Genomic DNA, 21,544 nt, shown 5'->3' on the forward strand with positions numbered 1-21,544 from the left:
TGCCTGAACCAAAAAAGAGATTTCAAACATCAGACGTCAAACGACGAATAAAGGAATATCATGAGTCAATGTGAAAGTATGAAAGGCAAAGTTCTCGTCATCAGCGGTGCCACGCGCGGCATCGGAAAAGCGATTCTCTACCGTTTTGCAAAAGCGGGAGCGGACGTGGCGTTCACCTACAACTCGAACGCCGAAGAGGCCGAAAAGATTGCTGAAGATGTCAAAGCGAAATATGGCATCCGCGCCGTACCCTATCAGCTCAACATTCTCGAACCCGAAACCTACAAAGATCTCTTTAAACAGATCGACGAGGATTTCGAACGGGTCGATTACTTCATCTCCAACGCCATTATCTCGGGGCGTGCCGTCGTCGGTGGTTTCGGACCTTTTATGCGACTCAAACCCAAAGGGCTCTGCAACATCTACACCGCGACCGTCAGCGCTTTTGTCGTCGGCGCCCAGGAGGCGGCGAAACGGATGGAGAAGACGGGCGGCGGCAGCATCATCTCCCTCAGTTCCACAGGGAACCTTGTCTACACGCCCAACTACGCCGGCCACGGCACCAACAAAGCGGCCGTTGAGACGATGGTCAAATATGCCGCGGCGGAGCTCGGCGAAAAAGGCATCCGCGTCAACGCCGTCAGCGGCGGTCCCATCGATACCGATGCCCTGAAGAAATTTCCCAACTACGAAGAGGTGAAGGCGGAAGTGGTGGCGCGTTCGCCTCTCAACCGTATGGGAGAGCCCGAAGATCTCGCCGGGATGTGCTGGTTCCTCTGTACCGATGAATGCTCGTGGCTGACGGGACAGACCATCGTCATCGACGGGGGTACGAGCTTTCAATGACGAAAGGGGCCTTGAACCTACCCAACATCCTCGCATTTTCGCGGCTGCTCATGGCGCCGCTTATGCTCTGGCTCCTTGCCTACAGAGAGACCCCTCTCCTTCAGGGCATCCATTCCAGCTGGCTCGACTATTACGCGGCACTCGTTTTCGTTCTTGCCAGCGTCACCGACTTTTTCGACGGCTATGTCGCACGCCTGTGCGATCAGATTACGCCTCTGGGCAAGATTATCGACCCTCTGGCCGATAAAATGCTCACCCTGGCTGCCTTTTTGGGGCTGGTCGTATTGGGACGTGCCGACGTTTTCGCCATTTTTCTCATTCTCAGCCGCGAGTTCTTCATCACGGGGCTTCGTGTCGTGATTGTCGGTGAAGGGAAGGATGTCAGCGCCTCCTGGATGGGAAAGGTCAAGACAGTGGCCCAGATGTTCGCCATCGGTTTTCTGACGATGGACTGGCCCGGCGGGACACTGCTGCTCTGGGTCGCCGTGGCGATTACACTTTATAGTGGGTACGAATATGTACGCGACTACGCGAGGGGGAAATAGATGGGTATGATCGTCTCCCTTCTCGTCCTCTCCTTTCTGATCTTTTTCCATGAACTGGGCCATTTCCTCTTCGCCCGTCTTTTCGGTGTGCATGTGGAGCGTTTTTCCATCGGTTTTGGCAAAGTGATCGCTTCAAAAACGGTCGACGGCACCGAATATGCGCTCAGTGCCGTGCCCCTTGGCGGCTACGTGAAGATGAAGGGGCAGGACGACACCGATCCGACAAAAGTCAGCCACGATCCGGACAGTTACAATGTCAAACCCCCGTGGCAGCGGATTTTGATACTTCTCGGCGGTCCCCTTTTCAACTTTCTCCTTGCCTTTTTTCTCTATTATGCCATCGCGTTGATGGGGGCGAACGCCTACAAACCCGTCATCGGCATGGTGCAGGAGAATTCGCCGGCCGATCTGGCGGGACTGCAAAAAGGGGACCGCATCATCGCCATCAACGACGAAAAGATCAGGATATGGGACCAGCTCAGCGATATCATCTCCCACTCCAGCGGTTCTTTGCAGATGCTTGTGGAGCACAACGGCACGCTTCGTTCCGTCGTCGTCTCGCCCCGGATTCTTGAGGCCAAAAACATTTTCGGCGAAACGGTGAAGCGACGAATGGTGGGTATCGGGCCCAGCGGCGATATCGTGAAAGTGAAGTACGATCCCGTGCACGCCTTTGCCTACGCCTGGAAAAAGACGGTGGAAGCGAGCATGATGATTGTCATCAGCGTCGAAAAGCTGATTGAGGGGGTCGTCCCCGCGAAGGAAATGGGCGGTGTCATCGCCATCGTCCAGGTGACAGCCGACGCGGCACAACACGGCGTGGTGGCGCTTTTTGCCCTGACAGCGCTCATTTCGGTGAATTTGGGGGTTTTGAACCTGCTGCCGATACCGGCACTCGACGGCGGACACATCATCTTCACCCTTTACGAGATGATTTTCCGCCGCCCTCCCAACGAAGAGATAGTTTACCGTCTCACTCTGGTGGGATGGGGACTGCTCCTTTCTCTCATGGTCTTTACCATCTACAACGACATTGCAAGGATTACACATGGATAGAGCACAGATGCAAAAACGTCTCGATCAGTTGGTATGGCGTGTCGAAGAGGCGCGCATAAGGCGCAGCGAACACCACATCGTCAAAATCGTCGCAGTCAGCAAATATGCCACAGAAGAGCAGGTCCGGATGCTCTACGATCTGGGTCAGCGGGCCTTCGGCGAAAACAGGGTCCAGATGCTTCAGGAGCGCACGGAGCATCTGGAGGATCTGCCGATCGAGTGGCATTTCATCGGTCGGCTTCAGAAAAACAAGATCAACCATCTGATCCGGGCCAATCCGTTCATGATGCAGTCGCTCGATTCTCTGGAACTCGCCGAAGCGATGCAGAAGCGCCTGGCGGAGCAAAATGTCACGATGGAATGCCTGATGCAGATCAACAGCGCCCGGGAGGAGTCCAAAACGGGTGTCGATCCCGACGAAGCGGTGGAGATCTATACGGCGATCAAAGAGAGATGTCCCAACATCGATCTGCGCGGTGTCATGACCATCGGTGCCCATACCGAAGAGAAGGCGCTGGTCCGCAAAAGTTTCGAGACCACCTACGACATTTTCGACAGACTCAAAAAGGACGGGGCACAGATTTGCTCCATGGGAATGAGCCACGACTTCGAGCTGGCCATCGAGTGCGGTTCCAACATGATCCGCATCGGGTCGTTGCTGTTCAAATAGATTGCCGGCGGGGGCAGCGGGCCTTTCGAATCGTCGTTTTTCTATGGTATAAAGAGTATCGCTTAAATCTGTCGAGGAGGAAGCCATGGTGTTTAGAGACAGAAAAGATGCGGGCGAACATCTGGCCCGCGCGCTCATGCGTTACAAAAGCGAACATCCGCTGGTTCTGGCCATACCCCGCGGAGGTACGGAGGTCGGATACGAAGTGGCCAAAGCGCTGGATGCCGATTTCGACCTGCTCATCGCCCGCAAACTCCCCTTCCCCGAAAATCCCGAATCGGGTTTCGGCGCCATCGCCGAAGACGGGTCTTTCTACATCATTCCCTACTATGCCGAAATACTCGATCAATCGCTTATCGAAAGCATCGCCGCGTATCAGAAGGAGGAGATTGTACGGCGTATACGCACATTGCGCGGCGGCAGACCCATCACGCCGGTTGCGGGAAGAACCGTCATTCTTGTCGACGACGGTATCGCCATGGGTTCGACGATGCATGCCGCCATCGAATTTTGCAAACATCAGCAGGCGGCGAAAATCGTCGTGGCGGCGCCTGTCGGAAGCCCACGGGTGAAAGCGGAACTTCAGAAGATTGTGGACGATGTGGTCATTCTCTCCACCCCGCCCTGGTTCAGAGCCGTCGCCGATGCCTATGAAAACTGGTACGACGTGAGCGACGAAGAGGTATTGGAAATCATGGCGCGATGGCGCCGATTCAAGGCAGCAGAGAGAATTTGAGAGCGAGTCCCTCTTTGGTTTCGAAAATTTCCGCGTAAGTGGAGACGGGCGGTTTCTGTTTTGCGAGCGCATTGCCGAGAGATTTGGCGACATGGTGGAAGTTACGGTGCATGGGAAGGACGATATACCGCACGCTTCCTTCTTTGAGCTCTTTAGCGAGCCTATCGATGAGAAGATAGTAGACCGCCTTGTTGACACCACGCTGAATGACATAGTTTTGCATCAGTCGCATATTTTTCAGCCATGCTTCCTTTTCCGCAGCGTCGAGAAGTCCATTGTTTTCCGTACGCTCTTTCAGCACACTCATCCGATTTCTCACCGCTTCGGCGGCATTTTCCATCCGACTCTCCACGCCGGGGTCGATTTTGCGCACCTTTTCGAGTATCGTCGCGCCATCAAGCGGCTCTTTTTTGATGCCGAATCGCAATATCCCCTCCTGCGGTACGCGCCTATCGAGGGCTTCGACAAGCTGAATAAGCGTGTCGAGGTAGATATACCTGTCATCTTTCGCGTAATCGAACACAACCCCATGGCCGGAACAGACAGGTTTTGGACCGGCATATTCGAGTCTGTAGCTCATAGCTCCTCCACATCATGATATCGGCTGGTGGCATGATAGCGCAAAAAGAAAAGAATGCCGATACCATACCCCCCGCCAAAGAGAAAGAGAGGAAAGTCTCTTGGAACATCGCCGTCGAGTACTTTCATTCCGGGGATAATGAAGGAGAGAATGATGATTGCGGCCGCGACCGACTCGGCCGCAATGAAGCTTCTGTCGTAGCGGTAGAAACGTCTTCGTCGATTGCTTCTCAAAATCCAAAAGCCAAAAAGAAGCATCGAGGCCGCCACCAGCATCGGTGCCCAGACGGGTCCTGCCCAAGGCAGCGGAATCAGAAAGAGAATATCCCATGTCTGAAGAGAGGAAGGCCAGTCAAGAAGGAGTTTGAGAAAAACGTAGTAGAAGATGTCCCAGATACCGAAAAGGACGAGAAAAGCGGCGATTCGGTTTTGGAGACGGCGGCAGGCAAGTGACGCCGTGGCCCACAGGATGACAAGGGTTGCCGCTTCGCGGATCACCTCTGTCAGAAAAATTTTGGGCTCGATCGGAACGAGCGGAAAGGCGAACCCGTTGGGATAGTAGATTTTACGCAGATAGACGACAACGGAACTCTCGATATAGGCGAAAGCGACACCCCATACCAAGAGCCAGATTGTCTGTTTGGCAAATTTAGAATCTGTAAGCATCGATCTGCGCACGGACACTCTCTACCAGCGACTCGAGTGTCTCCTGAAGAAATTCCCGCACACTCTTTTCATTCGCGAAAGGCGGGACCCATTTTTTCTGTGTCAGACCCACATGTTTGGTGATCTTTTTTTTGCCCTGCTCAATCAGAAGCGTTACACGGGCGGTCGCTTCGAGATTCTCTTTTGTCAACTCGTCGTGGTTGAGTCTTGCATTGAGTCTGTCGATGAAAATGGAGATTTTGGCGACGTTGGCATTCTTCACGTTGTGGGTGACGACTTTGCACCCTTCCGTATCGAGTGCCTTGATGATTGACTCTTTGAACCAACTGTCGACAGGATGGGAGATCGTGACGGTGGTGACGATTTTTCCGTCCTTGACGATTCTGCCTACGACCCCTTTTTGTTTTCTTACATCCTTGACACCGGCAAGGTAGATGGTGCCATTCTTCTGGTAGACGGCGGGATCGGGTGTGAAAGGAGCGAGCGAAATGATCGCCTGAGGCTTCTGCGAACAGCCTCCGAGTCCCACAAGGATTGAGAAAGTCATTATGCATACTGTCAGTAATGATCGAATCATTTGTATCAACCTGTTGTGAAATAGAGCCGCAATGATAGCATTTGGAATTTTAAAAACGGATATCGTGAAACATCGGTTAAAAAATGGACAATGGCGGCCTTGTATATGTATGCTCTATTGCTCGTCAAGGGTTCTTTCGCCTGCGATTTCTTCCGAAGCGCCCCGGGAAATCTTCATAATGTAGAGTGCGAGCATCGAGACCTGATAGGGGGCAAGACGGCTGTAGGCGGGCATTCGGCCGAGTATGCCGAATTTCCCGTTTTTCAAAATGGCCGCAACCGTTACAAGATCAAAATGGCGAATATTGGGTGCCCGATATCGGATGCCCCTGCCCTCTCGGCCATGACACCGGGCGCAATGCGCTTTTTCGTACAATGCCGCTCCCTCGTGGGTTTCGGGAAAGCCGGAAGCCACATAGTCGGCGATCGCTTCGGCACGTATTCTGTCCGGTACCATGGGGGGCATGCCGCCGGGATAGCTGTGAACGAAATTGCGGGCGCCTTTTTGGATATTCAGCAAAGCCCGTTCGCTGGAAATCCGTCGGGTAAGGTCGGCAGCGAACCCCTGACGTCCCCTGCCGTCTTTGCCGTGGCAGAAAGCGCACTTTTTCATAAAGAGCGTTTTCCCCATCTGCGCGAGACGCTCTTTGTCGATTTTGTTCATGATCGTATCGAGTGCCGCCAGATACCGCTTTTCACGCGCCAGGGAAAAATCCTCCGCACGGAGGGAGAGAATCAGCAAAAGAAGAAGCCAAACCGTCCGTTTCATACCGGATAGTTTAATACACCCAAAAATAAATTTTATTGATATATATCAAACCGTCCGTTTCGTGAGAAATGCAGGGAGAGTATTGGCGGAAGCGTGTTTACGAAAAAGCTTCGGTCCGCCCGTGGCTTGAAGATGGATCAAGAGCATCGCCGTCCATAAATATCTAGATGCCACCATGCTCAGCGATTTGGGTACAATTTCACGATGAAAAAAGGATCGACATCTCTTGGAAAATGCCCGGAATGCGGTGAGAGGATTGTCAAAAGAGAGGGCTTCTACGGATGCGAAGGTTTTCGTGACGGCTGTGCTTTCACCCTCCCCTTTGGCGCGCTTGCCTCGATTGGACACTACTCCCTTTCCGCTGGAGAGGTGCGACGACTGCTCAAAGGTCCTGCTAGACTCCGTTTCAAAATGGCCAACGGCACTGAGCGCATGTTCACGGTCGAACTCAAAAAAATCGAAGGCAGGTGGCGCCCATGGATCGATTACGAAGCCGGAAGCGAACTCGAAATTCTGGGTGCATGCCCCCTCTGCGGTGCCGATGTCGTCGAAAGTCCGCTCAGCTACGGCTGTTCGAAATGGGAGGATGGGTGCGAATTTGCCATTTTCAAAAATTCGATTAAGCGTTTCGGCGGTAAAATGCTCAGCAAGCAAAAAGCGAAAGAGCTGCTTTCAAAAGGGATCACCACCGTTACTATCCGCGGATTTGACGGGAAGCAGAGAAAAGTCCCGCTTCGGCTCGATACCGAGTATGGATGCAGAATAATTTTCGATTAAGGAGATGGATGATGTCGCTTGAACCGGCATACGGCGAAATCCGTGAAACGCTCAAAGCAAAGGCCGCTTCCAGCGGGAATGACGAAGCGGTCAAGACCCTTCTGGCTCTTGAGAGGCTTCTTGGCGAACTCGATGAGAACGGTCTGATGGGAATGATCGATCTTGATCCCTATTTCGGCGAAACTTCCCTTCCGCTCAAAGAGGAGACCGATCTGCTGGCCGAAAAATATCCGGAAGATTTCGCTTTTTTCAAAAACCTGATGGATGACCTTCAGGAGGAGATCGAGATCCATTTCGAAGTAACCGACCTGTACGAAGACGAAGAGTTCGAGCAGTTCGAGGAGGATGTGCGTATCATTAAATCGCACTACACCGAAAGTTTCAATACCGAATACCGCGCCGCCATGGATGCGTTCGCCAAAAAGGTACTGCAAGAGCTGGGCTGAATATCAGCCAAGAACCAGCTTTTTGAGTTGGTCGCCTTCGATGACCTCCTCCTTAAGGAGCTTTTTGGCGATCCTTTCGATCGTTTTCCACTCCGTTTCGACAATCTCCTCGGCTCTTTTCGTCCCTTTATCAATCCAGGCTCTGACGCGTGATTCGATCGTCTCCTTGAAAAGGGTGTGGCTGACGTTTTGCAACAGGATCTCCACATGGAGATTGAACAGTTCTTCATCCATCCCGAACTGCGCCACGGCACTGTAGGCATAGAGCGAGGCTTCCTGCAGGTCGTTGTAGGCACCGGTTTCCAGCCCTTTCTCTTTGCCGAATTTTTTGATCGTGGCGAGTCGGCCTGCCAGCAGTACCGCGATGTTGGCCTCGATCTCCTCTTTGCTCATGTTGGTTTCGATGGCGTCTTCCATGTAGGAGACCAGTCCGAGCGCTTCGCTTCGGGGAATCACGGTCACCTGTTCGATCTCCACATCGGGAAGCAGACGCAAGGAGGCGACAGCATGGGCCGCTTCATGCCAGGCACTCTTTTTCAGATCCTCCTCAAAGTTTTTGAACCGTTTCTTTTCGAGTTTGTGGCCGTATTTGATCGTATTGATGCGATCGATGACGATCTCCTCGCTCAATTTCTCTTTGCCTGCCCTCAGCGCGTCCAGCGCCGCCTCTTTGGCGATGCGTTCCAGTTCGTACCCGTTCATGCCGGACATGTAGCGGGTGATGCGGTCGATGTCGATTCCCTCTTCATGGGGCTTTTCAAGTATCTTTTCGGCAAAAAAGCGCCGCGCTTCCCGGTCGAGTTCGGGAACTTCGACACTCTGGTCGATTCGGCCGGGATGGGTCAGATCTTCGGGTACCTCCTGCAGGTCACGCGCCGTAGCGATTGTGAAGATGTAGTTGTCCGGTTCGGCGGGGGCGCGGTCGATCATGTCGCAGAGCGTACCGGTGGGGATATGGGTGTAATTCCCTTCGATCACCCCTTTGGTATCGACGCCTTCTAGCACCACGATGACAGGGGCCGCGATCCTGGCCCGGCTGTAGACCTCCTGAATCAGCACTTCGTCAAATAGATCGACACTGCGGAGGTAGATGTAGGGAAGCCCCGCCTCCTTGGCGAATGCCTTGACGAGCATCGTCTTTCCCACACCTTCTGGCCCGTAGAGGAGCAGCCCCTTTGGCAGTGTAATACGGAAGTGTTTGAGCCCCTTTTCGTTCTGCAGCACTTTGATGATGGACCTAAGCTCCTTTTTGACGCGAATCTGCCCCGCCACGTCGCCGAATCCGATATGTGACGCGCGTATCGAGAGTCTGTCGGCATAAGCGGAGCGCTGCTCGGGACGCTGCGGTTCGATTTCTTTGAGGGCATCGATAAGAAGCGTCGTTTCTCTTTTTCCCTCCCTGGTTTTCCATGTCAGTTCGAAATGGCGCTCGAATTTGATGAAATATTTCAGATCGAACGAGAGATCGAAAAAACCGCTCAGCCACCTGCGCGCTTTGGGAGAGAGCGCAATGATGCACTTTCCAGCCCTCTGGCACTGAAGCGAGAGCCGGTCTGTCAACAGTGCGGGAAGTTTGTGGGCGATCCGTTTGGCGTTGAGATAGGGAGAAAAACCGAGTAGCAGCGCCAGTGCCACCTCTTTGGGATCGCGTATCTCGATCTCCGTAAGCGAAACGCTGTTGAGCTGCGCCACGGTTCGATTCATGATTCGTTCCGTAATGCTCCAGAGCGCTTTGAGATCGAGAAGGTAAAAGAGCGTCAGATCCCCTTCGCTCAGAACGTTGAGCAGTTCGGCATCGAAAAGCGCCACCATATTGCCCACTTCATCGGGGGCGGCCACTTTTGAGATATCTTCATAGAATTTTCCTTGGCGCAGCAGCGGGTTGTCATAAAAGGCGTCGACAAAGGATCGTTCGTACCAGGAGGGGTCCCCCAGAGTGAAGGTAAAGAGAAAGAGCGCCTGGCGGTAGCGTCTCTGATCGTCCGGAGCCCCGTCGGAGACGATGGCCGCTATCGCCCGCTGGATGGAGTGATCCGCTTTTTCGATCTCTTCGAAAACGACGACGCCGTTGGGATGTTCGTTGATCCACCGTTCCAGCACGCCGTGCTTTCCCACAAGTCGTTCGATGTCGTCGGCATAGGCATATTCGCCCATATGAAGAATCAGCGTCTCCCGCTGCAGGTAGCGTCCGACGATCACGGCGGCGAAATTCTTTCCGCAGGCGGGCGGGCCCGCCAGGGCGATCGCTCCTTCCACGCCGTCGAAAAGTCTGACCCGCCCGACTCTTTCGACCGCGAGGCTGAGAAATGCTATCGCCCTCTCCTGTCCGACAATCTCTTTTTTCGCATATCTTTCAAATGAATTGACACTACTCATAGCTTCTCTTTCAAAGGTCTGTTGGCGATCATTTCAAGCAACACAGTGGCATAGGAGCCTTTGGGCAGAGTAAAGTGCAGCTCGTAATGCCACTCCTCTTTTTTGTAAACGCCTTCGATCGCTTCCGGCCATATCCAGGCATACCGCCGGCCGCCCTGGGCCGGGACCTCCCTTAAAAACTCCTTTTCGATCTCCCACGCAAGTCCCGTCGCCTGTTTGGCTTTGAGCCCCGGAAGAATACCCGTAGGACTTATCTCACGGGCCTGAAAGCGGGCCGCGTCTTCGTGAATGTTGGATACGGTGAAGAGTCTGCCGTGGGGATAGTGCTGGGCCAAGTCGCCGGGAAGAAGTTTGAAGAAGTGGGGCTCTTTGTGAATCTGCCGTATCACTTCGTCGTTCCAGACGAACACCTCTTTCAGCTCTTTGGGCTTGAACGCATCGAAAAGCCTGGAAATTTCGATCCGCTTGCTCAGCCACATATTGAATAGGTGCGACTGATAGGCGCTCATCAGAAAATCGCGCTTTTTGCGGTGGCGCATTCTCTTTTTCCCCTCGATGATCTCCCTGGCGATTTCGAAATTGTCCCCCTCTTTGCCGAATCGCTGCCAGCCGAAATAGTTGGGTGATCCATTCGCTTCTATCCACTTCAGAAGCGAATCGATTTTCGCCGCATCAGTGGGGCTCACCTTTTTTAGACGGATGAAGAAGCGGTTGCCTTTCAGATGGCCGATACGCAGTTTGTTTCCGTGACGGGTCGTTTCGAGTATTTTAATCTGTTTGTGGGAGAAGTTTTTCAACGCCTCTTCATGCTTTTTGGGAATGGAAAGGTACTGCACGGTCATGGCTTCTTTGTCCTTGAGGCCGGCATATCCGATATCTTTGACTTTCAACCCGAGAGTCGAACTGAGTGTTTCGAGCATCTGCCAGGTCGTCAAACCCTTTTTCCTGATTTTGATTACAAGATGCTCGCCTTCCCCCGAAAAGTCGTATAGGGGAATCTCCGTCACGACGAAATCGGTGGGATTTTGCCGAAAATAAAACTCTATGGGAGTATGGCTCAATGGATAGAGTCTGTCTACTTTCATGGACGAAGTATAACGCAAAAAGGGCCGGTAACGACCCTTTTGGAAGAAGTTCTATCAGAAAGTGACGCCGCCGATGAGGCGCAGCGCCCAGGTGTTGGGTTCGTGATCCAGATCCACATGTTCGTAGGTCCCGGTGAAATAGACCCCACCCTCGTTCTTGTAGGAAAGACGCAGGCCCAGCAGCTGCATTTTGCTTTGGGGCTCGTCCGACGCGGTTTTGGAATACTTGCCATCGAGGTCGAAATAGGTATATCGCACCCCGCCCCACAGACCCCCCGCACCCAGTTTGCCCATGTCGTATCCCAACTGGAGTTTGTAGGAGTTGGCGTTGCGCAGACTGCCCGCCTCGAAGAAGTGGAAAATCATGCCATTGGCGAAATAGGGATAGCCGCCCCAGGCGCCGAGGGTGTCCCCTGTCCCCGGCCCGTCGCTGTAGAAACTCGCACCCGTGGCGAAATCGAAGCCGTTGTCGAAGCTGCCGTCAAACCGCAGCGAGAAGATGTTGTAGTCGATCCCTTCGAATCTGGAGTCGGGATCGGCAGGGTCGAGACGTTTTCCTACCCAGTCCGACATTTTGCCCACATCGGTGAAGTCGATGAACTGCAGACCGAAATCGTAATCGAGACTCTCCCATCGGTCGGTGAAATCGTACTGCGCGAAGAAGGTGTTGTACATGTCGTTGCCGTAATAGTCCCAGAGCTGAAGGTTGTGATGTTCTATGTTGTAGACACCGGCGACGGTGTAGACCCCCTCGTCGCCGATGTCGTCCTTGATGATTCCTGGCAGAAAACTCGCTTCGGACATCGAGGCGTACTCTTCGCTTCCGTTTCTGGCGCCGCTGTCCCAGGGACCGGCCATTTTGTAGAAGTAGGCGACGCCAAGTTTGAGATGGTCGATCTGTTTGTTGACGTAGTAGGCTGCCTGGAACGTGTCGGCCAGCATATACCAGTCGTCGGCGTCGATCATCGGAGTGACGATCTCTTTGGCGCCGATGGCCGCTTCATGGTCGCCGTTTTTATATTGCACATAGGCTTCCTGTAAAATGGCGTAGGATTTGTTGTCGGTTCCCAGAACGAAGGTACGGGATTCGTCGTCGGGGTCGTTGAGCCCGAAATCGGTGGCGCCGGCGACCGTCACTTTGCCCGACCATCCGTTGAAATCGGGAGACTCCAGCGATACTTTGGGAATGAGATACAATCCCCTGGAATCGGTATGCCCTTTGTTGACGTTTGGGTTGGCCGGGTACGGGTTGGAGTAGTCGTAATCGACCCACCCTGCCCGCATATCGCCCGATATTTTCCACCCCGTGTCGTAAAGGAAGATACCTTCCGGTTTGCGGTTGAGAAGCGGCTCGTAGCTATGGTCGTCATCCACCACCTCTGCCGAGGGGATAGCGATAGGTTCCGCTGCCTGCGCCGAAACCACCATCAAGAGAGCGGCTGTCGATACAGCAAAGTGTATGCGTCTCATCTACTCTCCTTACTGGGCATAGGGGTTGAGCCCCAGCTTCTCGATGATGTAGATGGTCGCTTTCTGGGCACGGACACTGTTGCCGTATTTGTCCAGCGGCGGGGAGACGACGCCGATGGCCAATTTGCCCGGAATCACCGTCAGCAAGCCGCCTCCGACACCGCTCTTGGCGGGAGCCCCCGTCTCGTAGAGCCAGTCGCCGGCATTGTCGTAGAGTCCCGCGGTGGCCATGACCGCCAGCAGTTTGGGCACGTAGGCCGCTTTGAGTACCCGCTTGCCGGTGATGGGGTTGACACCGTGATTGGCCAGTGTCGCTCCCATCACGCCCAGGTCGTGGGCGTTGACGTTGACGGAACACTGCTTGGTGTAGACCGTGGTCGCCTCCAGCGGGTCGGAGCCCATACGGCCGTAGGCATCGAGAATTTTCGAAATCGCCTGGTTGCGCTTGTTGTCATTGACTTCGGAGATATAGACCTCTTCGTTGAAAGCCAGTTCATTCCCCGCGTAATCGTCCATATTCTTCTTGATCTTCGCCCAACGCTCCTTGGAGTCTTTCGCCCTCACCCAGCTGGTCGCCTGGATGGCTCCGGCGTTGACGAAGGGGTTCGAAGCGCTGCCGTCATGCAGTTCGATGGCGATGATGGAGTTGAAAGGCAGTCCCGTAGCGTTGGCACCGATTTTTTCCTGCAGAAACTTCGCACCATGCTCCTGCATCACCAGCGAGGCGGTGAAGACTTTGGAGATGGACTGAATCGATACTGCCGATTTCGTGTCGCCCGCTTCGATCACCTTTCCGTCGCGGGTCACGACCGTGATGCCGAAAATTTTGGGATCAACTTTGGCCAGGGCCTTGATATAGTCGGCGTTTTTTCCGCTGTTGTCGTTTTTGAACTTTTCGTACGCCTCCTTAACCACCTGTTTGATTCCGGTTTCCGAGAGGGTATGCAACCCCGAAACGTCTCTCGCAAAAAGAGCGCTCCCCGAAAAGAGTACCAGTACCATGGCGAAAAATGCCAAAAAACCTCTACGTCCCGATGCACCCATTCTTTACTCCTTTGAATAGTTTCGTGATGCGACACACCCGAATGAGAGATTCTACAATCAAAAAACTTAATGGCTACAAAATGTTTCTTTGTGTTAAAATATGGAATCTTTTCGGGGAGTCGATTTTGCATTCCAAAACATCCGTCCATCGACGCAAACTTAAATGGAATGATAAGAAGCTCATTCTATGGGCTCTTACGCTCTTGCTGGGCATTCTTCTTTGGTTTTCGCCTCCTCCCCGGGGACTTACACCCGAAGCCTGGCGCCTTTTCGCCATCTTTTTTACCACCATTTTCTCCATCATCGCGGGGTTGATGCCCATTCTCGTCGCCTCCATTCTGGCCATTGCCGTCACTGTGCTTTCGGGATTGCTGACGCCGGAGCAGGCGTACGAGGGGTATTCGCAGGGTTTCATTCTGCTCATCGTCGTGGCTTTTCTGGTCTCCCAGGCGGTGGTGAAATCGGGCCTGGGTAAGCGTATCGCCCTGCACATCATCGCCAGATTCGGACGTTCGACCCTGGGGCTCGCCTACTCCATGATGGCCACGGATTTGCTGATCGCTCCGGCCTTTCCCTCCAACACGGCGCGCTCCGGCGTGCTCTTTCCCATCGTCCAGTCCCTGGCGCATGACAGCGGCTCCAAAGTGGCCGACGGAACCCGAAAGAGACTGGGGGCCTATTTGATGATGAACATGATGGTGAGCCTCTCCATCAGCTCCAGTCTCTGGTTCACCGCCATGGCCGCCAACCCGTTGGGGGCCCAGATGGCGAAGAAGTTCGGTGTGGACATAACGTTTGGCAACTGGCTGCTGGCCGCATGCGTACCGGCCCTTACGGCATTCGCGCTGGCGCCCCTGGTGCTGATGAAAATCTTTCCGCCCGAAGTGAAGAAAACGCCCAGCGCCCCCGAGCAGGCGAAAAAGGCGCTTGAAAAGATGGGCCCCGTTCATAGAAACGAATGGATAACAGGCGTCGTCTTTGTCGCTATGGTGATTTTATGGGCCCTTTCGGGCCTCTTTCCCATCGACAAAACCGCCGTCGCTTTCGCCGGGCTCGGCGTTTTGATGGTGGCTCACATCTTCACGATGGCCGATATGCGCCACCAGGGCGAAGCGCTAAGCACGCTCATCTGGTTTTCGGCGCTCTACACCCTCAGCTCCTATCTGGACAAATTCGGTTTCATGGGATATGTGGGCGGGCATATCGCCCATGCCGTCGAAAGCTTCTCGTGGCCCCTGGTCTATGTCATACTCATTCTCGTTTACGTCTTCATCCACTACCTTTTCGTCTCCCAGACGGCCCAGATGCTAGCGCTCTACGCCATATTCCTGGAAGTGGGTGTCAACGCCGGCGTACCGGCCTACCTGATGGCCTTCATGCTACTTTTCGCCACCAACTTCAACGCCATCATCACCCCCCAGGGCTCCAGTGCCAACGTCCTTTTCGTCAGTTCCGAATACATGACATCCAAAGAGCTCTACAAAAACGGCTTCTGGATGACCCTTTTCAATACGGCCCTTTTTATGGGTCTGGGAACCTTTTGGATTTTGCTGGTTTTCTAACATAGCGTAGCATCAGTCGCTGATGTTGCGGTAATCAATTCAGGGAAACCGATTAGAAGTGGTGCGCTCTGCAGGGATTTCTGTAGGGCTTTTTTATCGCTTTCGCAAATACCGTCAGGGGAGTTCGTGTCATTTTGGCTATGTTTCGGATCGCTTTTTCATGACGGGGATCGAAGGCAAAGAGTATCTCGAACTCCTCCCCGCTGCATCCTATGCGTTTGGGAATCGGCTGAAAAAAATCGAAACCGAGTTTGTTGGCGCGATGCAGCTTTTCCAGGTCGTGAAAAAGTCCGTCGGAGATATCCATGGCTGCATGCATAAATTTCGCCGCTTTGAAAAAGAAAGTCTCCCGAAGCACAGGATGGATGAAACGGGACGAAGGCGATACCGTCCCGCCGCGCAGCAGGCGTTTGAGATCCCGCAGGCTGCCGCCGGGTTTTCCGGTGTATGCCAGCAGGTCGTGCTCTTTCAACCCGTCGCGCCGGATGGGACGGTCGCATTCGGCAAGTATTGTGATCGAAATGTCGAGTTTGACGTTGGCGATCGTGTCACCCCCAATAATCGTGATGCCGTAGGCCTTCGCCGTTTCCTGCAATCCCCGGGCAAGCTCTTTGAGTTCACTGCGCGAGTACGTTTTGGGTATCGCGACGGTCAAAAGTGCGTATTTGGGCCGCCCGTTCATAACGATGGCGTCGGAAATGTTTACAATCATCGCCTTTCGGCCGATTTCATAGAGGCTCATCCATTCTCTTTTGAAATGGACATTTTCGAAAAAAGCGTCCTGACTGATGCACATATTATTTAATATGGCCGCATCGTCGCCGATATAGGGGCTTTTGGAAAAACAGCCGATGAAGTAATCCTCTTTGTTCATGAGTGCGATTATATCGCATATTAATTTTTTATATGGGATAATCGCACCTTTGTTTGGAATAAGGAAACCGTAATATGTCGAAACTGCACCACAGCCGTATACCCGCCTATCTCGACGTTACCCAGAGTGTGACGGGACTTTTGCTCGCACTCTTCATCGTCGCGCATATCATTTTCGAAGCCTCTATTCTACTGGGCCCCGGCGCCATGGAGAAGATGACCCTCTTTTTCGAGGGCTACTATCTTTTCGGAGAGAGACACCCGATCATCATCACGATTCTTGGCATCATCATCTCCGCCCTGTTTCTTGTCCATGCGGCGCTTGCAATACGAAAAATTCCCTCGACATGGCATCAATACCGGACATTCAGAAAACATATGAAACGCTTCAGGCATGACGATACGACACTCTGGATGGTTCAGGTCGTGACGGGATTTGCGATGTTCTATCTCGGGTCGGTCCATATCTACATGATGATGGCCAATCCCTCGAAGATCGGCCCCTATCTCTCTGCTCAGCGTGTCGTCGAAGGGTGGATGTGGCCGCTCTATCTCGCCCTGCTCTTCTGCGTTGTCCTCCATGCGTTTATCGGTCTCTATCGGCTGGCTCTTAAATGGGGATGGTTCGAGGGAAGCAACTACCGTCAAAGCAGAAGAATCATGAAACGGATCATGCGGGCGGCCATTCTTATTTATATCGTTATCGGTCTTGCGTCGCTGGGAACCTACGTTTCCATCGGGCTCGATGCCGGTCAAAAGAGAATCGAAAAGGCACAGCAGTGAGAATTATCTATACCGATGTTCTGGTCGTAGGCGGCGGATTGGCGGGACTTCGTGTCGCCACGGGTGTGCAGGAGCGGGGTCACCGTACCATCGTTTTGACACTGGTACCGCCCAAACGCTCCCACTCCGCCGCGGCTCAGGGGGGTATGCAGGCCTCCCTGGGAAACTGCGCCATGGGATGGGGCGACAACGAGGACATCCATTTCGAAGATACGGTCAAAGGGAGTGACTGGGGTGCCGACCAGGAGGTGGTGCGGATGTTCGTCAACACCGCCCCCAAGGCGATCCGTCAGCTGACCCAATACGGGGTCCCCTGGAACCGCGTGCGCAAAGGAAAACACGAAGCGATTATCAATGCCGAAAAGGTCGTCATCGAAGAGAGAGAGGAGGCCCACGGACTCATTACGGCCCGTGACTTCGGCGGAACAAAGAAGTGGCGCACCTGCTACACTTCCGATGGGACAGGCCACAGCATGCTCTACGCCATGGATAACAAAGCCCATGAGGAGAGTGTAAAAATCCACGAACGGATGGAAGCGGTATCGATCATCCACCGGCACGGCCGATGCTACGGTGTCGTAGCGCGAAACCTCATGACCGGCGAAATCATCGCCTATATCGCCAAGGCAACGACGATCGCTACGGGAGGATACGGTCGGATTTACGAAGTCTCCACCAATGCGATCATCTGCCAGGGAACGGGCCAGGCGATCGCGCTGGAGAGCGGCATCGCCACTCTGGGCAACATGGAGGCGGTCCAGTTCCATCCGACAGCCATCGTACCCGTGGGAATTTTGACGACGGAAGGGTGTCGAGGCGACGGAGGCATACTCCGGGATGTGGACGGTTATCGCTTCATGCCCGACTACGAGTCGGAGAAGAAGGAGCTCGCTTCCCGGGACGTGGTGAGCCGTCGTATGATCGAACATATCCGCAAAGGCAAGGGCGTTCCCTCCCGCTACGGCGACCATCTCTGGCTTGATATCACGATTCTGGGGCGGGAGCATATCGAAAAAAATCTACGGGAAGTGAAGGATATCTGCGAAAATTTCCTCGGGATCGATCCCGCCGTCGACTGGATTCCCGTGCGTCCGACACAGCACTACTCGATGGGAGGCATCCGCACCAAACATACCGGCGAGTCCCAGACGCTCAAAGGGCTCTATGCCTGTGGTGAAGCGGCTTGCTGGGATCTGCACGGATTCAACCGCCTGGGCGGCAACTCCGTCAGCGAAACGGTGGTTTCCGGTATGCTCGTGGCCGAGTATATCTCCGATTTCTGCGATTCTCCCCAAAGCCATATCGGCATCTCTACGGGTGCCATCGAAGAGTTTGTACGTATCGAGGAGGAGAAGATTCGCCGCCTTCTGAACAACGAGGGCGGGGAAGATGCCTATGTGCTGCGCCGCGCCATGGAGAAGATAATGATGGAGAAGGTCGGTATCTTCCGAAACGGCAAGGACCTGGCGGATGCGGTCGAACAGCTCGAGCAGCTCCACATACGAAGCAAAAACATTTCGGTATTCCGTTCCAAATCCTATGCCGCCAATCCGGCTCTGGTGGTGGCCTACCGGACCCAGAAGATGATCAAAGTGGCACTGACCGTCGCCTACGGCGCGCTGCTTCGCACCGAAAGCCGTGGTGCCCATGCCCGGGAAGACTATCCGATGCGCGACGATGTCAACTGGCTCAAGCGCACCATCACATCCTGGCCCGATCCCGAACAGACACTTCCCACGGTCACCTACGAACCCATCGACATCATGAACATGGAACTGCCGCCGGGTTGGCGGGGATATGGCAAAAAAAACATCATAGAGAATCCCGACAGCGCGATCCAGCAGGCGAAAATCGATGCGATAAGGAACGAACTGATCAAAAAAGGGGCATCCCGTTTCGACATCCAGAAGGCGTTGATGCCTTTCGAGCATCTGCTTCCCGAACGGTATCGGGGACGAAACGAGAGACTCTACGAAAGATTCGACGAACCGAAGGAAAACCATGAATGAGCAAAGTCCGAGAAAACTGACCATCAACATTTTGCGCTACGACCCTCACGTCAAAGGGGACAAGCCCCACGTCGACACGTTCGAGATCGAAGAGGCGCCCGGCATGACGCTCTTCATCGTTCTCAACGATATCAGAGAGCATCACGACGCCTCGCTGAAATTCGATTTCGTCTGCCGCGCCGGCATCTGCGGAAGCTGCGGCATGCTGATCAACGGCAGGCCCGGGCTCGCCTGCAGCACCCTCACTTCCAAACTGCCCGATGTGATCAACCTCGCCCCCCTGCCCGTTTTCGAGCTTATCGGCGACCTCTCCGTCTACAATGGCAAATGGATGCGGGGGATGAACGAACGTCTCGAGACCTGGATCCACCAGAAAGAGAAGGAGATGAGAGACATAAACCGCATCGAAGAGCCGATGGATCCCGATCTTTCCGAAGAGATCTACGAACTCGACCGCTGCATCGAGTGCGGTTGCTGCGTCGCAGGATGCGGCACCCTCCAGATGAACGAAAACTTCGTCGGGGCCGTGGGACTCAACAAAATTGCACGCTACAGGCTCGATCCCCGTGACGAGCGGGAAGACGCTGACTATTACGAACTGATAGGTGACGAAGACGGTGTATTCGGCTGTATGACTCTGCTCGGATGCGAAGATGTCTGCCCCAAAAAGCTTCCTCTGCAGTCCAAAATCGCCTATCTGCGCAGGCAGATGGTCAAAATCGGATTGACGAAAGATATCCACAAATGCGACTGTCTGGAGCACGACGAGGAGTATTGAAACCGGCGTGAAGCGGGAAATGAAAGAGGCAGACCCGCTCTCTTGCCATCCTCTGCCCCTTTCTGTAACATTCGCGCAAAGTCTCACTTTTTCTCTCTGACAGATTAAACTATTTTATAGCCTAAACATGTATAATTGACCTATCTATGCCATAAAAAGGATGCGTCTAACATGAGTGTACAGATACATAAATACGATGTAGTGATTGTCGGTGCCGGTCTCGCCGGTCTGGCAGCCGCACGCGAACTCCAGCGCGCGGGCAAACAGGTCGCCGTACTGACGAAGCTCCATCCGCTTCGCAGTCACTCCGGCGCGGCGCAGGGCGGTGTCAACGCGGCGCTGAGCGAAGACGATGACATCGAACTGCATATGTTCGATACAGTCAAGGGAAGCGACTACCTGGCCGATCAGGACGCCGTCGAACTGATGTGCTCCAAAGCACCGGAAACGATCCGCTGGATCGCCAACGCCGGCGCGGCGTTCAGTCGAAAAGAGGACGGCACCATCGCCCAGCGCCCCTTCGGAGGGCAGTCCAAGCCGCGCGCCTGCTACGCCAAGGACCGCACGGGTTTGACGCTCCTTCAAACCATCTACGAGCAGGCCGACCGCGAAAATGTCACTTTTTTCGATGAATGGTACGTGGCCGACATCGTGTATGAAGATGGTGTTGTCAAAGGGGTCGTTGCCTACAATATCCGTAATCTCGAACCGGCTATTTTCAACGCCAAAGCGGTCATGTTCGCCACTGGCGGCTACGCACGCGCTTTTAAAATCAGCTCCAATGCCCATGCCAACACGGGCGACGGTCTCTCCATCGTCGCGCGCCACGGCCTTCCGCTGGAAGATATGGAGTTCGTCCAGTTCCACCCGACCGGACTGGCCGGCAGCGGCATTCTCATCTCCGAAGCAGCGCGGGGCGAGGGCGGGCGCCTCTACAACAGCGAGGGCGAGCGGTTTATGGAAAAATACGCACCCGAAAAGATGGAACTGGCCCCCCGCGACGTCGTCAGCCGCGCGATCACCAAAGAGATTCTCGAAGGGCGCGGTGTCGGACCGAACCGTGACGCGGTCGCCATCGACCTGACGCATCTGGGCGAAAAAATCATCATGGAAAGATTGCCGGAACTGCGTGACCTGGCGATCACCTTCCTGGGGCAGGACATGATCAAGGAGCCGATCCATATCGCCGCGACGGCCCACTACTCCATGGGCGGCATCCCTGTGGATATCGACGGGCACGTCAAGAAAAACCCCAATGAAATCGTCCGCGGTTTCTATGCCGCCGGCGAGTGTGCCTGTGTCAGTGTCCACGGCGCCAACCGTCTGGGCGCAAACTCCCTGCTCGAAGCGCTCTTCTTCGGACGCCATGTGGGGCAGCATATTGTCGAAGATCTTGAAAACGGCAATCTCGAGTGTCACGCCGTCAGTGAATCCAACGCGCAGACCATGCTCGAAGAGATCGCCTTCTGCATGAACAACAACGGCACCGAAAGCGTTCCCCAGCTTCGCAAAGAACTTCAAGAAAGCATGATGATGAACGCAGGCGTTTTCCGAACCGAAGAGACGATGCTCAGACAGCGCGAAATACTCAAAGAGCTTCGGACGCGATACAGAAATATCCGCATCGACGACAAGAGCAAGATTTTCAATACCGATCTTCAGGAAGCGATCGAATTCGGTCATATGCTCGACTACTCCACCTTCATTGTCGAGGGCGCGATCGCGCGCAAAGAGAGCCGCGGAGCCCATTTCCGTGAAGATTACCAGAAACGTGATGATGAAAAATTCCTCAAACACACCTTTGCGACCATGAACGAAGACGGTTCGATCACCATCGAATACGGTGATGTCACACTCGGCAAATTCGAGCCGCAAGAGCGAAAATATTAAGGATTGGG

General features: G+C 54.1%; 21 protein-coding genes. 12 read left to right on the plus strand and 9 right to left on the minus strand.

Annotated features, from left to right (window positions below):
* Positions 1–60 precede the first annotated feature (60 nt).
* The 5 genes from JMG82_RS01675 to JMG82_RS01695 all read left to right on the plus strand — a co-directional run bounded on the left by JMG82_RS01675 (position 61) and on the right by JMG82_RS01695 (position 3,853).
* Positions 61–846: an enoyl-ACP reductase gene (locus JMG82_RS01675; RefSeq protein ID WP_201353212.1), complete on the plus strand. Its 786-nt coding sequence runs from the start codon at positions 61–63 to the stop codon at positions 844–846.
* Positions 843–1,391: a CDP-diacylglycerol--glycerol-3-phosphate 3-phosphatidyltransferase gene (pgsA, locus tag JMG82_RS01680; RefSeq protein WP_201353213.1), complete on the plus strand. Its 549-nt coding sequence runs from the start codon at positions 843–845 to the stop codon at positions 1,389–1,391. Before JMG82_RS01675 ends, pgsA begins: the two co-directional genes overlap by 4 nt.
* Positions 1,392–2,447, plus strand: a complete 1,056-nt coding sequence (gene rseP, locus JMG82_RS01685) for an RIP metalloprotease RseP (protein WP_201353214.1) — start codon at positions 1,392–1,394, stop codon at positions 2,445–2,447.
* Positions 2,440–3,117 (plus strand): YggS family pyridoxal phosphate-dependent enzyme, encoded by a 678-nt coding sequence (locus JMG82_RS01690; RefSeq protein ID WP_201353215.1) that lies wholly within the window; start codon positions 2,440–2,442, stop codon positions 3,115–3,117. Before rseP ends, JMG82_RS01690 begins: the two co-directional genes overlap by 8 nt.
* Positions 3,118–3,202: 85 nt before the next feature.
* Complete coding sequence (locus tag JMG82_RS01695; RefSeq protein ID WP_236579160.1) at positions 3,203–3,853, plus strand: phosphoribosyltransferase; 651 nt, start codon at positions 3,203–3,205, stop codon at positions 3,851–3,853.
* On the opposite strand, the gene JMG82_RS01700 is transcribed toward JMG82_RS01695, so the two are convergent.
* The 4 genes from JMG82_RS01700 to JMG82_RS01715 all read right to left on the minus strand — a co-directional run bounded on the left by JMG82_RS01700 (position 3,831) and on the right by JMG82_RS01715 (position 6,443).
* Complete coding sequence (locus tag JMG82_RS01700) at positions 3,831–4,433, minus strand: hypothetical protein (protein ID WP_201353216.1); 603 nt, start codon at positions 4,431–4,433, stop codon at positions 3,831–3,833. The genes JMG82_RS01695 and JMG82_RS01700 overlap by 23 nt on opposite strands.
* Positions 4,430–5,110, minus strand: coding sequence for a hypothetical protein (locus tag JMG82_RS01705; protein ID WP_236579161.1), 681 nt, complete (start codon positions 5,108–5,110; stop codon positions 4,430–4,432). Before JMG82_RS01705 ends, JMG82_RS01700 begins: the two co-directional genes overlap by 4 nt.
* The gene (locus tag JMG82_RS01710) at positions 5,082–5,645 is read right to left on the minus strand and encodes a YajG family lipoprotein (protein WP_201353217.1); all 564 of its coding nucleotides are present in this window, start codon (positions 5,643–5,645) and stop codon (positions 5,082–5,084) included. Before JMG82_RS01710 ends, JMG82_RS01705 begins: the two co-directional genes overlap by 29 nt.
* Positions 5,646–5,789: 144 nt before the next feature.
* Positions 5,790–6,443 (minus strand): c-type cytochrome, encoded by a 654-nt coding sequence (locus JMG82_RS01715; RefSeq protein ID WP_201353218.1) that lies wholly within the window; start codon positions 6,441–6,443, stop codon positions 5,790–5,792.
* 204 nt (positions 6,444–6,647) lie between these two features.
* On the opposite strand from JMG82_RS01715, the gene JMG82_RS01720 reads away from it, so the two are divergent.
* Together JMG82_RS01720 and JMG82_RS01725 are read left to right on the plus strand one after the other, a co-directional pair.
* Positions 6,648–7,220 carry a hypothetical protein gene (locus JMG82_RS01720; RefSeq protein ID WP_201353219.1) on the plus strand — a complete coding sequence of 191 codons (573 nt, stop codon included), beginning with the start codon at positions 6,648–6,650 and terminating at the stop codon, positions 7,218–7,220.
* Between the two features lie 8 nt (positions 7,221–7,228).
* On the plus strand, positions 7,229–7,666 hold the full coding sequence (locus JMG82_RS01725; protein ID WP_201353220.1) for a hypothetical protein: 438 nt from the start codon (positions 7,229–7,231) through the stop codon (positions 7,664–7,666).
* Between the two features lie 3 nt (positions 7,667–7,669).
* Here JMG82_RS01725 and JMG82_RS01730 read toward each other — a convergent pair whose 3' ends face one another.
* From JMG82_RS01730 to glsA, 4 genes are read right to left on the minus strand one after another with little or no spacing between them, the layout of a single operon-like run.
* Positions 7,670–10,042 (minus strand): AAA family ATPase, encoded by a 2,373-nt coding sequence (locus JMG82_RS01730; RefSeq protein WP_201353221.1) that lies wholly within the window; start codon positions 10,040–10,042, stop codon positions 7,670–7,672.
* Entirely contained in the window at positions 10,039–11,127 is a 1,089-nt protein-coding gene (truD, locus tag JMG82_RS01735) for a tRNA pseudouridine(13) synthase TruD (protein ID WP_201353222.1), read from the minus strand. Before truD ends, JMG82_RS01730 begins: the two co-directional genes overlap by 4 nt.
* Before the next feature lie 54 nt (positions 11,128–11,181).
* Positions 11,182–12,597, minus strand: coding sequence for an OprD family outer membrane porin (locus tag JMG82_RS01740; protein WP_201353223.1), 1,416 nt, complete (start codon positions 12,595–12,597; stop codon positions 11,182–11,184).
* Between the two features lie 9 nt (positions 12,598–12,606).
* Positions 12,607–13,641, minus strand: coding sequence for a glutaminase A (gene glsA, locus JMG82_RS01745; protein ID WP_201353224.1), 1,035 nt, complete (start codon positions 13,639–13,641; stop codon positions 12,607–12,609).
* A gap of 80 nt (positions 13,642–13,721) precedes the next feature.
* Between glsA and JMG82_RS01750 the strand changes: the two genes are divergently transcribed.
* Complete coding sequence (locus JMG82_RS01750) at positions 13,722–15,203, plus strand: DASS family sodium-coupled anion symporter (RefSeq protein ID WP_201353225.1); 1,482 nt, start codon at positions 13,722–13,724, stop codon at positions 15,201–15,203.
* Positions 15,204–15,255: 52 nt separating this feature from the next.
* On the opposite strand, the gene JMG82_RS01755 is transcribed toward JMG82_RS01750, so the two are convergent.
* On the minus strand, positions 15,256–16,077 hold the full coding sequence (locus JMG82_RS01755; protein ID WP_201353226.1) for a thiamine-phosphate kinase: 822 nt from the start codon (positions 16,075–16,077) through the stop codon (positions 15,256–15,258).
* 74 nt (positions 16,078–16,151) lie between these two features.
* Between JMG82_RS01755 and JMG82_RS01760 the strand changes: the two genes are divergently transcribed.
* The 4 genes from JMG82_RS01760 (at position 16,152) to sdhA (ending at position 21,536) form a co-directional block, all read left to right on the plus strand.
* Positions 16,152–16,859, plus strand: coding sequence for a fumarate reductase cytochrome b subunit (locus tag JMG82_RS01760; RefSeq protein WP_201353227.1), 708 nt, complete (start codon positions 16,152–16,154; stop codon positions 16,857–16,859).
* On the plus strand, positions 16,856–18,868 hold the full coding sequence (locus tag JMG82_RS01765) for a fumarate reductase flavoprotein subunit (RefSeq protein WP_201353228.1): 2,013 nt from the start codon (positions 16,856–16,858) through the stop codon (positions 18,866–18,868). The genes JMG82_RS01760 and JMG82_RS01765 overlap by 4 nt, the downstream gene beginning before the upstream one ends.
* On the plus strand, positions 18,861–19,646 hold the full coding sequence (locus JMG82_RS01770; RefSeq protein ID WP_201353229.1) for a fumarate reductase iron-sulfur subunit: 786 nt from the start codon (positions 18,861–18,863) through the stop codon (positions 19,644–19,646). Before JMG82_RS01765 ends, JMG82_RS01770 begins: the two co-directional genes overlap by 8 nt.
* A gap of 171 nt (positions 19,647–19,817) precedes the next feature.
* The gene (gene sdhA / locus JMG82_RS01775; RefSeq protein WP_201353230.1) at positions 19,818–21,536 is read left to right on the plus strand and encodes a succinate dehydrogenase flavoprotein subunit; all 1,719 of its coding nucleotides are present in this window, start codon (positions 19,818–19,820) and stop codon (positions 21,534–21,536) included.
* Positions 21,537–21,544: the final 8 nt, after the last annotated feature.

The sequence above is a fragment of the Hydrogenimonas urashimensis genome (assembly GCF_016593255.1).
In the GTDB taxonomy this organism is placed as follows: domain Bacteria; phylum Campylobacterota; class Campylobacteria; order Campylobacterales; family Hydrogenimonadaceae; genus Hydrogenimonas; species Hydrogenimonas urashimensis.